The organism is Brenneria izadpanahii (genome assembly GCF_017569925.1).
Lineage (GTDB): Bacteria > Pseudomonadota > Gammaproteobacteria > Enterobacterales > Enterobacteriaceae > Brenneria > Brenneria izadpanahii.
The window spans coordinates 3,383,433-3,397,035 of record NZ_CP050854.1; the positions used below are offsets into that span (position 1 = coordinate 3,383,433).

Below are 13,603 nucleotides of genomic sequence, written 5' to 3' on the forward strand. Positions count from 1 at the left end.
CCCTCCCCTTACCAGGGAGGGGCGGGGTTAGAACCAGAAGGATCGTCATCAAACTCATCTGATTTTATATTTGCTTTGCTGGAAAAAGTTTTCCGGATATTGATAACCGGAGTAACAAGCAACGGAGATCATCAACGTCAGGCTGACATGATAAAAAACGATGTTTAACCGTCTGTTATACGGCGAGGTTAAACCTGTATACTCAGGCAAGTCATGAATGCGGACGAATGGCAAAATAGGCCGAGATGTTGATTTTAGCGCCGATCCGATGTTTACCGCACGCCCATGACGCAAATAACCGGACAACCAACAGGCTTAATAATGCTAATCGGTATTCTCTTTGCGCTTTCCGCAGGATTAATGTGGGGATTGGTTTTTGTCGGCCCGCTGTTGATACCTGAATATCCCGCCGCGCTGCAATCAACCGGCCGTTATCTTGCATTCGGCCTGATCGCCTTACCGCTGGCCTGGCTGGATCGACGCCGGCTACGCCGATTGACGCGCCGGGACTGGTGGGAGGCGACCAAGTTAACTACCGTCGGCAATCTGCTCTACTATTTTTTTCTCGCCAGCGCCATTCAACGCACCGGCGCGCCGGTTTCAACCATGATTATCGGCACGCTGCCGGTGGTGATTGCCGTAACGGCGAACCTGCTCTACGGTAAGCGCGATGGTCGGGTGTTATGGCGTCAACTGATACCGGCCCTGACGCTGATCGCCATAGGATTGATCTGCGTGAATATCGCCGAACTGTCGGCGCTATCGATAACGCAGGACAGCATCTGGCGCTATGTCGGCGGAATCGTGCTGGCGTTTTTATCGGTGATTTGTTGGACCTGGTATCCGCTGCGTAACGCCCGCTGGTTACGCGAACACGCGGGCGGCAACCCCAGAACCTGGGCGACCGCGCAGGGCGTGGTCACGCTGCCGCTGGCGCTGTTGGGCTATATGCTGGTTTGCGCTCAACTCGCCGTTACTCAACAGGGGTTCACGCTGCCGTTCGGCCCCCGCCCCGCGGTATTCATCGCGTTGATGGTCGCCATCGGCCTGTTTTGCTCCTGGCTGGGAACGCTCTGCTGGAATGAGGCCAGTCAGCGCCTGCCGACCGTGCTGATCGGCCCGCTGATTGTGTTCGAAACGCTGGCGGCGCTAAGTTACGCTTTTATTCTGCGTCAAGCCTGGCCGCCGCTGCTGACGCTGGGAGGCATATGCTGTCTGGTGGTCGGCGTGATTTATGCGGTAAGAATCAAACCCAAACCGGTAGCGGCGCCGCTGACGGTTTCGCTGCCTTCGAGGAAATAACGCCGCCGCGCCATCAAGACCGCATCATCTTTCGCCGCGGGGCTGAACGTTGAATTCGCCATGTTGTTCAAACCAGGCAAACTGCTCGGCGCCATAGGCCGACATTTTCGCGCCGCTATGCCCCACTCCGGGTACGATAGTAAAACGCCAGTTAAAATCGGCCCCGTAGCCTTTGGCTTGCTGCTGGGCCGTCAGAAAATAGTTGCGCGCGCGAACCAGCCGGCTGTCGCCCTGCGCCATTGCCTGATGGGAGCGGCGCAGCAGCGGATGATGGGGATCGTCGTCTTTAGCGCCCACCGTGATCAGCACCGGTTTGGCAAAATAAGCCGCCAGCTGTTCTTTCGACACGCTTACCGGCGCTTTCCCTAAACCATAGGGCCAGGAATGTTCCGCATCCGGCAATGTCCACCATCCCGCGGCGGCGCAAATAGCGGCTTTAACGTTAGCCTGCGGCACAAAAGTCAGCATACGGTGTACAAACTGGCAGCCCGCGCTATTGCCGAACAGATAATAGCCGCGCTGACGGGTTATTCCCTGTTTTTGCAAATCGGCGAACAGATCGTCAATCACCGTAAACGTCCATTCGCCTTTGGCATTCGCCCGATGCGTTTTGACATTTTCCAGATTGCCCAGGTTGTAACCGTCGACGCCGGGATAATCGGCCTTGGAAAACATCGGGGCGATAACGATAAGCCCGCTTTTCCTGGCGTTCTCAATCCATGAATTCCGATAATCATCGGCGTTGCGGTTCAACCCGGTCAGCACGAAAACAATCGGAGTATCGGCGCCGGCATTGGGCGGCTGATAGCTGAACACCGTCACCGTTTTACCCGTTTGCGGGACGGTGAAATGGAAACTGCCGCTCGCTTTCGGGAGCTGTGCCGCATGGCCGAGTACGGGGCTCAGGGCTAAAAAAATAGCGAACAGACAGAGCGTGCGATTCATTTTTTGGATCCTTGACCGATGATTAAAATCCGCCGGCGACGGATTTTAATCGTAGCCCGGTCACGCCCCGTGCGCTAGCTGCTCAAACAGTTCCGTCAGCTGTTGTTCATTGCGCGCCCCTTGATGTTGCGCGGCGACCTTGCCGTTGCGATCGATGATAAATGAAGTGGGCGTGCCGATAACCTGATAGCGCTCTTTGGTGATGCCCAGTTGATCGCGAATAACCGGGTAGCTGATCTTTTGCTGCGCCAGCAGTGAGGAAATATCCACGCCATCGGGATCCGTATTGACCGCCACCACCACGACCCGATCGCCATAGCTTTTGCTGAGTTTTTCCAGCGTCCCCATTTCCGCCAGACAGCCGCCGCAGCCCGAAGACCAGAAGTTCAGGTAAACGTTTTTCCCCTGCCAGCGCGCCAGCTCCGCCGGCTGTCCGGCTAAATCATAGGCGGCCAGCGCGGGCGCCTTTGCGCCAATACTCACCTGCTCCTCTTTGCAGCCGCCCAGCAACGCCAATGCGCCCAGCAGGCAACCGGCTTTTAATGCGTTACGCCATAGCATGATGATTGACCTCCTCGCCTAAATATTTGCCGTGTTGCAGACGAATAATGCGATCGGCGAACTTACCCAGTTCAGGGTTATGCGTCACCATCACGATGGTGCGCCCCTGATGGTGCAAATCTCTGAGCAGATCCAACACCCGTTGCTCGTTTTCTTCATCCAGGTTGCCTGTCGGCTCATCGGCGAAAATCACCGGCGGCTCGTTCACCAACGCTCTGGCGATACAGACCCGCTGCTGTTCGCCGCCGGAAAGCTGACTGGGTAAATGGCCGATCCGGTGTTCCAATCCCACCTGCGCCAGAACCCGTTTGGCGGCATCCTCGTCGACCACGCTGTGGTAATGCTGAGCCAGCATGATGTTTTCCAGCGCCGTCAAAAAAGGGATCAGGTGGAACTGCTGAAAAACCAATCCGATTTTATCGGCGCGAAACTGGCGCCGCCCCTCTTCATCCAGCGCGGCGGCATCGACACCATCCAGCAGCACCTGACCTTCACTCACCGTATCCAGACAGGTAAGGATATTCATCAGCGTGGTTTTCCCGGACCCCGATGCCCCCATAATGGCGACGAACTCGCCGCGGGCGATTCGAATGTTGATATCTTCCAACGCGGTAACCTGGCCAAAACGCTTGTAGAGCCGCCGTGTTTCAATCACCGCTTCCTGCTGCGCGTTCCGACCGTTTATTGATGAGGACATCGCACTACTCTCCTTTTAAAACTTTAGCCGGTTCGATATGGATCGCCCGCCGGGTGGGAACAATGGCCGCCACGGCGGCTACCAGCAAAGAGAGCGCCAGCGTCAGCGGGAAGACGGGAGCCCGTAGCGAAATCGTCGCATTGAAAACCGCCATTCCCAGAATCTGGGCCAGCAAATAGCCCAGCACCGAGCCGCACACTACGGCCGTTAACGCAATGATGCCGGTTTCGGCCAGCATCTGACGGATAATATCCCGCCCGCTGGCGCCCAGCGCTTTCTGTAGCGCGAATTCGCGCGCGCGTTCGCCGACAATCGCCATCAGCGTGGTGTTGACGCACAGCGAGGACAGCACCAGAATGACCGCGGAAACCAATCCCATCAGCCCTTTGATTTTGTTCAACACCTGGCCTTCCGAGGCGGAAACCTTGAGTATCGGCCTGATTTCCAACTGCGGGTATTGCTGCTGCAACCGTCCGGCGAATTGATCCACCTGTCCCAAATCGTTACTGACGCTGAACAGCGCATTGCTGATCGTTCCCGCCTTATCCAGCCATTTCTGCGCCAGATCCAGATTGACGATCAGCATATTGTCCGTGGCGTCGCCGGACTCGACGATGCCTTTAATCTGCAAGCTCTGTTTAGCGCCATCGCCCACCAGCGTGATGCTGTCGCCGACGCTGACGTTCAACCGTTCCGCCAGCTTGACGCCAATCATCGCATTGCGATCGTCAAAGCTGACGCCGATCCAATTGCCCTTCACCTGCCAATAAGGCGCCAGCGGGCGTAATGATTCGAACCACACGCCCATTAGCACCACTTTTTCCAGCTCGGTGCGCGCCATGCCGTACAGATAAGGGCTGGCCGCATTGATTAAGCCGGCCGGCGCGTTATCGACAATCTGTTGAAATGTAGTCTGCGGCAGCGAATTGCCCCGCGCGGGACCGATATAGAAATTCGCGCCGAAGGTGCGCAGTTCCTGACTCATCTTGGCGTTAATATCGAAATAGACGGCGGACATGGCGGTGACGATCGCCGCGCCGACCGTCAAAGCGGCGAACACCACGCCCACCCGCTGCATCCGCAGCCGCAGCGCCCGCAGCACCAGCCGCCAGAACATGCCGTTCATCCAGACATTAGCGGCCATACAGCACCTCCACCGGATAGAGTTTGGCGATCCGCCGCGCCGGGAACCAGGTGCCGATAACGGCAATCAGCATCGAAATCACCAGCACGCAAGGGATGACGATCCAGGCAAAGCTGAGCGGAACGCCGAATAACATCAGGCCGATGGCTTTCGCCAGTCCCCAGCCCGCCACACAGCCGGCGATCCCGCCAAGCAAACCGCTCAACGCCGCCTCCAGATAGAACAGCAGCATAATCTGCCATTGCCGGGCGCCCAGCGCCTTCATCAGACCGATCTCCCTGGCTCTTTCCATAATGGTGCTGGTCATCAGCGAGGCGATCCCCATCGCGGCGGCGACCAATGCCGCAAAGGTGACGACGGCCAGCAAGAGCTGAATTTTATCGATCACCACCCCTTCCGACGCGGCGACCTGCCAGATAGGACGCACCACCGACCCCGATATCGCCTCTTCCAATTGATGAGCGATGGATGAAACATAGGCGGTGCAATACCAGAGATCATATTCTTCGGCGTTCAGCGCCTCCAGGTTTTCACGCGCCCGGCGCGACAGATCGTTCTCCGGCACCGTCAGCGCCGAAACGCGAATCGCCTGTATTTTCCCTTCCAGCCCCAGCAAACGCTGCGCCACCGCCAGCGGCATCACCAGACGGTTTTCTTCATCCCCGCCGCTGGTCAGGATCCCGCTGACGCGAACCGTGATATAGCCCTTTGGACCGTGCAACGGCAACTCGCGCCCTACCTGCCAGCCATTCTGCTGCGCCAGCTGCTTGCCGACCAGCGTCTCGGCCATCTTCCCTGCGGCGACCGGCTCCTGCGGCCACTGACCGGCGACCTGCCAGTACGGGCTGACGGTTATCTGACCGGTGCGGTAATCCTCTTCATCGGGCACCGCCACGGGCTGCGAGAAGAAGGTTCCCAACACCGCGACCGGTTGTCCGTTAAGCTCGACGTCGCCGCTGAGCAGCGGCGCAAAACCGACGATATTGTTACGCCAGAAGATATCCTTGATGTTGGGCAGTTCCGCCTCATCGAGAAAATCCTGACCGTCCAGCGGATTGCTGCGCTCGCCGAACAACGCCGGCAACGCCGCCTGCCCCGCTGGTTCAATCAGGATATTCGCGCCATAAGATTTCAATTCGCGCGACATTTTATCGCCGATATCGATGGAGACCGCCAACAGGGCCGAAATCAGTCCCGCCGCCAAAAAGACCGTCAATATCGCCAGCGATTTACGCCGGATATTTCTGCGCCAGGACTGACGCAACATGCGCCATAGCATGATTATTCCCCTTCCGCTTGATCGTCAGCCGCGGCCGTTGAGGTCACATATTTTCCGGGGTTTTCGCGGAAACGATTGTAGTTGGCTTCAGACGAGAAGAAATAGGTTTTACCGGCATATCGATACTTATGCTCGGCTTTCACATTGGTGAGTTTTGAGCCATCCACCGGATCGACGACATCCATGGCTATCACGGTAGTGAAATAGTTAGTACCCGCGGCAAGCGACGCATAGCTAATCGCCAGTTCGTGGTCGTCGTTGCTCCAGCCCTCAATCGGCACCGGATTGCATCCCCCCGCCTTACCGATGGAAGGAATAAAGATACGCACATCGCAGGCGACGCAAATCACCTGATTGCCTTCCATCACATAGCCCTGATCGCCGCATAGCAGGCAGGCATCGAACACCACCCCCAGCCGCAGCCGATCTGGATAGCGGTTGATGACGAAAAAGCGCACCGCCTTGCCGTCATCGGCAATCCAGACAAATCGGTGCAACTTGCCATCACGCACCTGTTCTATCGGAATATGAACCTTGCCATCTCCGGCAAGCGTCACGGGTAGCGCTTCAGACAGGCGCGGAGGACGGGAAGCCACCTGATCCCAGTAAAGCTGTCCCGCGACGATCACCAGCAACGCCGCCACGGTTGACAGCACCGTGCGGCGCACATTCCGGTAGTCCGCCGTGGCCTTGCGTTTGGCAATGGCTTGCGTTTCATCCAGCATCCGCCGCCGCGTACTAAATAGAGGCGACAGGTAGCAGGCCGCGACGACGGCCATCAAAAACGCGCTGAAATAATTCAACAGATAGGCGCTGTTGGTCACCTGCGCGACATAGCTCAGGCGCGGTTTGGTTAGCCCCAACACCTGGAGCTTCATCAATAATAACAATATGTTGCCGCTAATCGGCAATAGTAATAAAGCGCTCAGCAATACCAGCAGCGGCCAGCGCAATAGGCGAATGCGCCGTACAATCATGCCGCAAAGCGCGGCGCTGAAAACCAGCCAGCCGAAAGCCATCGCCACCGCGCTGAAATTCAGCAGCAGATCGGTATTCACCACATGGGTGGTGGTCAATGCGCTCAGGTTGGGATCGCCGCCCCAATGGATCGCCGCGCCGGCCACCAGTATCGCCTGCCAGAAATAGCCGATGCGCGGATGAGAGAAAAACTGGCTGACGAGAAACAGCGCCAGGGCAACCGCCTGGATAGCCGTTATCCAGAGTTGAAATTGCTGTCCGTTGGGCAAGCGAACGCCGATCAGCGTACCGATAATCAGCGCCAGTAAGGTGATCCATGCCAACGGTCTGATTTCGGGCGCGGAACGGTGACTCCAGTTTAGCCCTAACAGCAACGCTATCGGCAGAAAGGCCTGTAGCGTAGTCACAAAGAAATAACTCATATACCCGTCATCTTTTAAGTCGCAGCCAAGCCGGCTGCTTTACTCGCCCCATCCGTGGGTCTCGTTCCGTTGGGCCGCTCAGAGGGGGAAACGCGACCGCGATGGCGACGCGCGCATCGCGGTCAGGGCGATTACTTAATACCGACGTATTTAAAGTCAAAGCTGACGTCGAACGGTTTCCACCAGCGGCCGACGCCGGTTTCGCTATCGGTATGGCGGTGCATGCCTGCTTTGGAAGGCGGTTCGATGTGGTAAACCACTTTGTAGTTGCCGACGCCCATCATTTTGATGTTCGCGCCGTAGTGCGGGCCGTCGCTGGCGACCATCGGCATGAAGTTGCCTTCTTGCTTGGCTCCGGTGTCGGTGTTGGTCAGGGTATAGGCAATCGTCAGATACGGCATCCATTCTCCGGCGCCAATCCCATTCTTGTTGCCTTCAACCGCGTGGATATCCGCTTCCAGGTGGATGTCCGATTTCGCCGCGGGCAATCCCATGCCGCGAGGTTCCATGTCGATCGGTTGCAGATAAACCGCAGCAATCTCCATTTCATTGATGGTGACTGGCTCGCCTGCCGGGTATTCTTCAAACGCCAAGACTGCCGGTGCGGTGAAAATACCGGCGATTACTGCGCCAGCAATCAGACTCTTTCGCATATTCATCAAACCCATCCTCATATCATCAGTGTAAAGATCATCTTTTGTTTTGTTGCAGCGCTTTCCATCACTTCATCAATCAGGCGGCAGGGGCCCGCCGCCGCATAACCACCAATGCGGCCAACGCGGCGACCAGCAGCACCGCTTGCGGCGCCAGCGTTTCCACATAGGGATAAATACCCAGCCCGCTGATTTCCGGCACGCCCGTCAGCAACGTCGGCTCAAACAATTTGCCTTCAATCAGCTCCAACACGCCTTTGCCTGCAAAGACAAACGCCATCAAATACATGAAGCAGCCGGTAAACATAAAGAAAGGTTTAAGCGGAAGTTTAACCACGGTGAAGCGCATAATCAGATAGGCGATAACCAGGATCACGCACCCGATGACGAACCCCGCCAGAATGGAAAGGTGCCCCATCATATTGTTCGCATCGCCCACCAGCGCATAGTAAAACAGCACGGTTTCAGCGCCTTCCCGGTAAACCGCCAGAAAACTGGTCAGCCATAGCCCCGCCATCGATCCGCTGCTCAGGGAGTGCGACAGTTTTCCTTCCAGATAGGCTTTCCAGTGTTGGGCTTCCACTTTCGAAAGCAGCCAATAGCTCATGAAGAACAGCATCACGACGGCGATAAGCATCGTAATGCCTTCCAGCATTTCGCGGCTGGCGCCGGAGTTGGTGAACAGCAGTTGGAAAATAACGGCGGTAAGCACGCTGCATAGCAGCGCGACATAAACAGACTGACGAATAAGCGGCAGCTTGTCGTGATGCTGGTTTTTCACCAGATAGGCGACGATGGCCGCCACAATCAACAACGCTTCCAGCCCTTCGCGCACAATAATCAACAGGCTGTAGAGCAGCAGGCTCCAGTGGGTATCGCCCCCTTCGCCCAGCATGGTGACGGCGTTCGCCAGATCCTGTTTCAGCGCGTCCGCCTGCGCCTGCAATTGTTCAACGGGCTGCCCGGCGTTCATCAGGCTGACCAGGCGGGTAAAATAGCCTTCCAGGGTGGATTTGAACGCCGCGTTGCGCGAGCCGACTTTATTTTCCATGCCGCTGGCTTCAAACAGATCGAAGTAGGCGTCCTGCACCGCCATCATAGCCGGCCGGGCCTGTCCCTGACGATATTGTTCAATCGCCGCGAGCATGGCCTGATTAATATCGGCGGCGACTTTCCCCCAGTCGGCGTTAGGCACATTATCATCGGCGGCGATGCCGGCATCGCCTTCGGGCGTCGCCGTAACCGGCTGGCTATCGCGCGTAGTGGGCAGCCCCGGCAGCAAATCCTCAATGTCCTGCAACAGCGTGGTTACGCGATAGGCGACCTCGCTCATCTGATCCGGCTGCTTCGTCATGGCTATCAGCGCGGAGAACTGCTGATTGATGGCGGCGGCCTGCTGGGCGGAACGATTCTGACGCACCGACATTTCCATCTCGGAATTCTTGAATCCCTGATAGAGCGCCTGCTGCACGCTCTGGCTGGCGTTACCGTAATCGCCGTCCTGATAATCGCTTATCGCCTGCGCCAGCGAGTCATCAATAATCTTAAAGCTCTGCTGCCAGTACAGCGCGATATCCGTATTGTCATAAGCGCCGTGCTGCTCCTGCGCCACCAGCTTATGACCTTCGGCCAGTACCGGCTGCACCGCATTCAACTCCCCTTTCAGCCAGGAAATTTTGGCCTGCACATCGGCCAGCGGCTTCCCCTCGCCGATCATGCGGCGGATTTCACCGAACGTCGCTTCCAGCTGATAGCTTTTTTGTGCGGAAATATTGATGCGAATGGGGCCTTCAAGATTTTCGAATACTTCGAAATAGGCCATCTGAACTTCGGTACGGGCTTCATCCGGCTTCTGCTGCTCGTACAATTGAGCCGTTTTATCCAGTCTGGATTCGATATCCTGGATGAAGGAAGCGTAATCAGTCGCGGCTAAAGCCAGAGAACTGCTAAATAGCCAACACAACGCAAAGAAGAGTTTTTGCCAGGTAGACATAGGAGTGAATCACTAATGATATTTATTATCATTATCACCCTGAAAATCGCACAAGCCTTGATTCACATCACAAAAGGGAATTTATTGGCGGATAAAAAATGTAACATCTTGTTCCAACTCTTCCATTTGGCGTAAAACATTCAGCGTCGCCTGGGCCTCTTCTTCATCTATACGGCTCATGGCGAAGCCGACATGAACCAGAACCCAGGTGCCGATCAGCTGTTGACGATCGATGCCATCCATCACCAGAGCAATATTCACTTCACGCCGGACGCCGCAAATATCAACCCAGGCCAGTTGCCCGTCGCCAGACGCCAGCTCTACAACCTTTCCCGGAATGCCTAAACACATGATCATTCTCCATTGAGATTTACCAGATAATGCCGCCCTGCAATTTTGACAAAAAACAATCCAGCAATATTTATGCCACAATGAAATTTACGAGCATAAAACGCCCGATAAATCCGTGTTAAATAACGTTTTCTTTACATAGGATAGGATAAGTTTACATAACAACGATTTTTTATCCCCGGTTTACCGTCGCCCGCGCACTCTTCCTGCCGCCACGCAGTGTTTGAAGCTGAGGTTCTAACCCCACCCCAACCCTCCCCTTCACAGGGGAAGGAGTCTGTCTGGCTCCTCCCCCTGCCAAGGGGGAGGCAGGGAGGGGGTCATTGCCGGCGATGTTTCGAACGTTGTCCACCGACGGCGCAGCCAAGATACCCGCATACCGCCGGATGACGAAAAAGAAGGCAACGCGGTGAAGGAATAATTCTGTCGTCAAAAGTGTCGAAACCGCCCGGCGGGAAGCTATCGACACTAATGACGAGCCTATCGCCCCCCGGTTCGCCGCCCTGTCTTTCCCCTCTCAGCCCGCGCCCGCCGCGGCCTGGCGATGTCATATCCTGACGTGGCACGGAATATGCTTTAGCGCTGCAAACACGAATAATTCCCCACGGAGGGTGTGGCTATGAACCGCTTCGTCATTGCGGAGCCTAAGCGCTGTATCGGATGCAATACCTGTATGGCCGCCTGTACGCAGGCGCACCGCCGTCAGGGATTGCAGACTCATCCGCGGCTGACGGTGGAACGCGACCTCGCCGGCACCGCGCCCGTCTTGTGCCGTCACTGCGAAGACGCGCCCTGCGCCAGAGTCTGTCCGGTTAATGCCATCACGCATCGGGATCAGGCGGTGGCGCTGAACGAAAATACCTGCATCGGCTGCAAACTGTGCGCGATCGCCTGTCCCTTCGGCGCCATTACGCCATCAGGCAGTAAGCCGTTAGCCATCCCGGCGACCTTTCCCCAGAATATCCCGCAGTCCATGCTCGCCGATGTGCCGGTCAGCGTCGCTTCCGTCAACCCGCTACTGGCCTGGAATGCCGGCATCCGCAGCGTCGCCGTGAAATGCGACCTCTGCGCTTTTCAGGAGCAAGGGCCGGAGTGTGTCCGCGTATGCCCCACCAAGGCGCTGTTTATCGTGGATGAGCAAGAACTCGAACGGATTACCGCCGAAAAACGCCGGCATGCGATGGAGTGGCCGGCCGGCAACATGCCTTTCCCGCCAGACGCGGCCGATCGGGAGAATACGCTATGATGACTTCACTGGAATGGCTGGCGCTGGCGCTGACGCTCTATGCGGCTGGCGCGTTGTTATCCCTCTGCCTGGCGCGCGCCGAGTCCCTGGCTATCCTGCTAAGCGGCGTCGGTTCGGCGCTGGGCGGCCTGTGTGGTCTTGCCGCCGCGCTGCCGGTATTGCTTAACGGTCAGCTGCTGACGGCCAGGTTTGAAGGGCCGTTTGCCGCCTTCGCCCGCTTAACGATAAGAATGGACGCGCTGGCGGCCTTTATCGTCATGGTCATTTCGCTACTGGTTATCGTCACGTCAGTCTATTCGCTCTCTTATTTACGGGAATACCGCGGGCGCGCCTGGGCGATGGGGTTCTTTATGAACCTGTTCATCGCCTCGATGGTGGCGCTGGTGGTGGTCGATAACGCCTTCTATTTCATCATCCTGTTTGAAGCGATGTCGCTCAGCTCCTATTTCCTGGTGATTTCCGATCAGGATGAAGAAGCCATTAACGCCGGGCTGCTTTACTTTTTAATCGCCCACGCCGGTTCAGTGCTGATTATGATCGCTTTCTTCCTGCTGTATCGCCACAGCGACAGTCTCGATTTCGCCGATTTCCGCCAGGCCACCCTCTCCGCGCCGCAGGCGTCCATCGTATTCCTGCTGGCCTTCTTCGGCTTCGGCGCCAAGGCCGGGATGCTGCCGCTACACGGCTGGCTGCCGCGCGCGCACCCGGCCGCGCCGTCCCACGCGTCGGCGTTAATGTCCGGCGTGATGGTGAAAATCGGCATCTTCGGCATTATCAAGGTGGGGATCGACCTGCTGGGCGCCGCCGAAGTCTGGTGGGGCGTGGTGGTGCTGGCGTTCGGCGCCGTCTCGTCGGTGCTTGGCGTGCTCTATGCCCTGGCCGAACACGATATCAAACGGTTGCTGGCTTACCACACCGTGGAAAATATCGGCATCATTCTGATGGGCGTCGGGGTGGGAATGATCGGCATCGCCACGCACCACCCGTTGCTGGCGGTTCTCGGCCTGTTGGGCGGCCTGTACCACCTGTTGAACCACGCAATATTTAAAGGACTGCTGTTCCTGGGCGCCGGCGCGGTGATTTACCGCCTGCACAGCAAGGATATGGAAAAAATGGGCGGCCTCGCGCGCTTGATGCCGTATACCGCGCTGGCGTTTCTGATCGGCTGTATGGCGATTTCCGCGCTGCCGCCGTTGAACGGATTCGTCAGCGAATGGTTCACTTACCAATCGCTGTTTACTCTCAGTCGCGAGGGCGGTTTTTCACTGCGGCTGGTCGCGCCAATCGCCATCGTCATGCTGGCGATCACCGGGGCGCTGGCGGCCATGTGCTTCGTCAAGGTCTACGGCATCAGCTTCTGCGGCGCGCCTCGCAGCGAGAAAGCCGCTCAGGCGCGGGAAGCGCCCTGGCCGATGACCGCCGCCATATGGCTGCTGGCGCTGTTATGTATCGCGCTCGGCGTCGGCGCCAGCGCGGTGGCGCCGGTGGTAAGCCGGGTGGCCGCCAGCCTGGCGGGAACCGCCGCGCCGCCGGTGGCGCAGGGTATGCTGATATTCCCCGGCGATCCCGCTCAAACCGCGTTATCCGCGCCGCTGATTTTTATTCTGCTGCTGGCCTTGCCGATCCTGCCGTTACTGCTTTATCTCGGCGCTAAAGGCTCGCGGCTGAGTTTCCGCCGCCGCGGCGCGCCCTGGGCCTGCGGCTACGCTTATGAGGCCTCGATGGCGGCGTCCGCCGCCAGCTTCACCCAGCCATTACGCGTGATGTTCGCTCCTCTGTACCGAATACGTAAAACGCTGGACCCGGCCCCGATGATGCAAAACGCGCTGGATAAAACCACGCTGGCCGCCGGACGGACCGAACCGGTCTGGGATACGCGCCTGGTTATGCCGCTGGTCAATCTCGTCCAGCGCGTGGGCCGGATAACGCAACGGATTCAGCATGGCGACTTCCGGGTCTACTGCCTGTATGTGGTGGCGGCCCTGGCGATTCTGCTGCTGACGATGGCCTGAGGAGAACATGATGATCGCTG

General features: G+C 57.5%; 12 protein-coding genes. 3 read left to right on the forward strand and 9 right to left on the reverse strand.

Features of this window, described 5'->3' with window-relative positions:
• Window positions 1–321 precede the first annotated feature (321 nt).
• Window positions 322–1,302 carry a DMT family transporter gene (locus tag HC231_RS15110; protein ID WP_208227456.1) on the forward strand — a complete coding sequence of 327 codons (981 nt, stop codon included), beginning with the start codon at window positions 322–324 and terminating at the stop codon, window positions 1,300–1,302.
• Between the two features lie 24 nt (window positions 1,303–1,326).
• On the opposite strand, the gene HC231_RS24015 is transcribed toward HC231_RS15110, so the two are convergent.
• The 9 genes from HC231_RS24015 to HC231_RS15155 form a co-directional block, all read right to left on the reverse strand.
• A complete protein-coding gene (locus tag HC231_RS24015; RefSeq protein ID WP_246494531.1) occupies window positions 1,327–2,247 on the reverse strand; it encodes a hypothetical protein in 921 nt (306 codons plus the stop codon).
• 60 nt (window positions 2,248–2,307) lie between these two features.
• Window positions 2,308–2,808 (reverse strand): TlpA family protein disulfide reductase, encoded by a 501-nt coding sequence (locus HC231_RS15120; protein WP_208227458.1) that lies wholly within the window; start codon window positions 2,806–2,808, stop codon window positions 2,308–2,310.
• Entirely contained in the window at window positions 2,795–3,505 is a 711-nt protein-coding gene (locus tag HC231_RS15125; RefSeq protein ID WP_208227460.1) for an ABC transporter ATP-binding protein, read from the reverse strand. The genes HC231_RS15120 and HC231_RS15125 overlap by 14 nt, the downstream gene beginning before the upstream one ends.
• 4 nt (window positions 3,506–3,509) lie before the next feature.
• Entirely contained in the window at window positions 3,510–4,622 is a 1,113-nt protein-coding gene (locus HC231_RS15130; protein ID WP_208231357.1) for an ABC transporter permease, read from the reverse strand.
• Window positions 4,623–4,638: 16 nt separating this feature from the next.
• Window positions 4,639–5,928: an ABC transporter permease gene (locus HC231_RS15135; RefSeq protein ID WP_208227462.1), complete on the reverse strand. Its 1,290-nt coding sequence runs from the start codon at window positions 5,926–5,928 to the stop codon at window positions 4,639–4,641.
• 2 nt (window positions 5,929–5,930) lie between these two features.
• Complete coding sequence (locus HC231_RS15140; protein WP_208227464.1) at window positions 5,931–7,328, reverse strand: Fe-S-containing protein; 1,398 nt, start codon at window positions 7,326–7,328, stop codon at window positions 5,931–5,933.
• Window positions 7,329–7,459: 131 nt separating this feature from the next.
• Window positions 7,460–7,987, reverse strand: a complete 528-nt coding sequence (locus HC231_RS15145) for an iron transporter (protein ID WP_208227466.1) — start codon at window positions 7,985–7,987, stop codon at window positions 7,460–7,462.
• Window positions 7,988–8,060: 73 nt separating this feature from the next.
• Complete coding sequence (locus HC231_RS15150) at window positions 8,061–9,974, reverse strand: FTR1 family iron permease (RefSeq protein ID WP_208227468.1); 1,914 nt, start codon at window positions 9,972–9,974, stop codon at window positions 8,061–8,063.
• A gap of 81 nt (window positions 9,975–10,055) precedes the next feature.
• A complete protein-coding gene (locus HC231_RS15155) occupies window positions 10,056–10,325 on the reverse strand; it encodes a HypC/HybG/HupF family hydrogenase formation chaperone (RefSeq protein WP_208227470.1) in 270 nt (89 codons plus the stop codon).
• Window positions 10,326–10,944: 619 nt separating this feature from the next.
• Between HC231_RS15155 and HC231_RS15160 the strand changes: the two genes are divergently transcribed.
• Together HC231_RS15160 and hyfB are read left to right on the forward strand one after the other, a co-directional pair.
• Window positions 10,945–11,571: a 4Fe-4S dicluster domain-containing protein gene (locus HC231_RS15160; protein WP_208227471.1), complete on the forward strand. Its 627-nt coding sequence runs from the start codon at window positions 10,945–10,947 to the stop codon at window positions 11,569–11,571.
• A complete protein-coding gene (hyfB, locus tag HC231_RS15165; RefSeq protein ID WP_208227473.1) occupies window positions 11,568–13,583 on the forward strand; it encodes a hydrogenase 4 subunit B in 2,016 nt (671 codons plus the stop codon). Before HC231_RS15160 ends, hyfB begins: the two co-directional genes overlap by 4 nt.
• The last annotated feature ends 20 nt before the right edge of the window (window positions 13,584–13,603 follow it).

Excerpts from the sequence above, each read along its gene's own strand:
- HC231_RS15110 (WP_208227456.1), top strand. The coding sequence starts at position 322 with ATGCTAATCGGTATTCTCTTTGCGCTTTCCGCAGGATTAATGTGGGGA.
- HC231_RS24015 (WP_246494531.1), bottom strand. The coding sequence starts at position 2,247 with ATGAATCGCACGCTCTGTCTGTTCGCTATTTTTTTAGCCCTGAGCCCC.
- HC231_RS15120 (WP_208227458.1), bottom strand. The coding sequence starts at position 2,808 with ATGCTATGGCGTAACGCATTAAAAGCCGGTTGCCTGCTGGGCGCATTG.
- HC231_RS15125 (WP_208227460.1), bottom strand. The coding sequence starts at position 3,505 with ATGTCCTCATCAATAAACGGTCGGAACGCGCAGCAGGAAGCGGTGATT.
- HC231_RS15130 (WP_208231357.1), bottom strand. The coding sequence starts at position 4,622 with ATGTTCTGGCGGCTGGTGCTGCGGGCGCTGCGGCTGCGGATGCAGCGG.
- HC231_RS15135 (WP_208227462.1), bottom strand. The coding sequence starts at position 5,928 with ATGCTATGGCGCATGTTGCGTCAGTCCTGGCGCAGAAATATCCGGCGT.
- HC231_RS15140 (WP_208227464.1), bottom strand. The coding sequence starts at position 7,328 with ATGAGTTATTTCTTTGTGACTACGCTACAGGCCTTTCTGCCGATAGCG.
- HC231_RS15145 (WP_208227466.1), bottom strand. The coding sequence starts at position 7,987 with ATGAATATGCGAAAGAGTCTGATTGCTGGCGCAGTAATCGCCGGTATT.
- HC231_RS15150 (WP_208227468.1), bottom strand. The coding sequence starts at position 9,974 with ATGTCTACCTGGCAAAAACTCTTCTTTGCGTTGTGTTGGCTATTTAGC.
- HC231_RS15155 (WP_208227470.1), bottom strand. The coding sequence starts at position 10,325 with ATGTGTTTAGGCATTCCGGGAAAGGTTGTAGAGCTGGCGTCTGGCGAC.
- HC231_RS15160 (WP_208227471.1), top strand. The coding sequence starts at position 10,945 with ATGAACCGCTTCGTCATTGCGGAGCCTAAGCGCTGTATCGGATGCAAT.
- hyfB (WP_208227473.1), top strand. The coding sequence starts at position 11,568 with ATGATGACTTCACTGGAATGGCTGGCGCTGGCGCTGACGCTCTATGCG.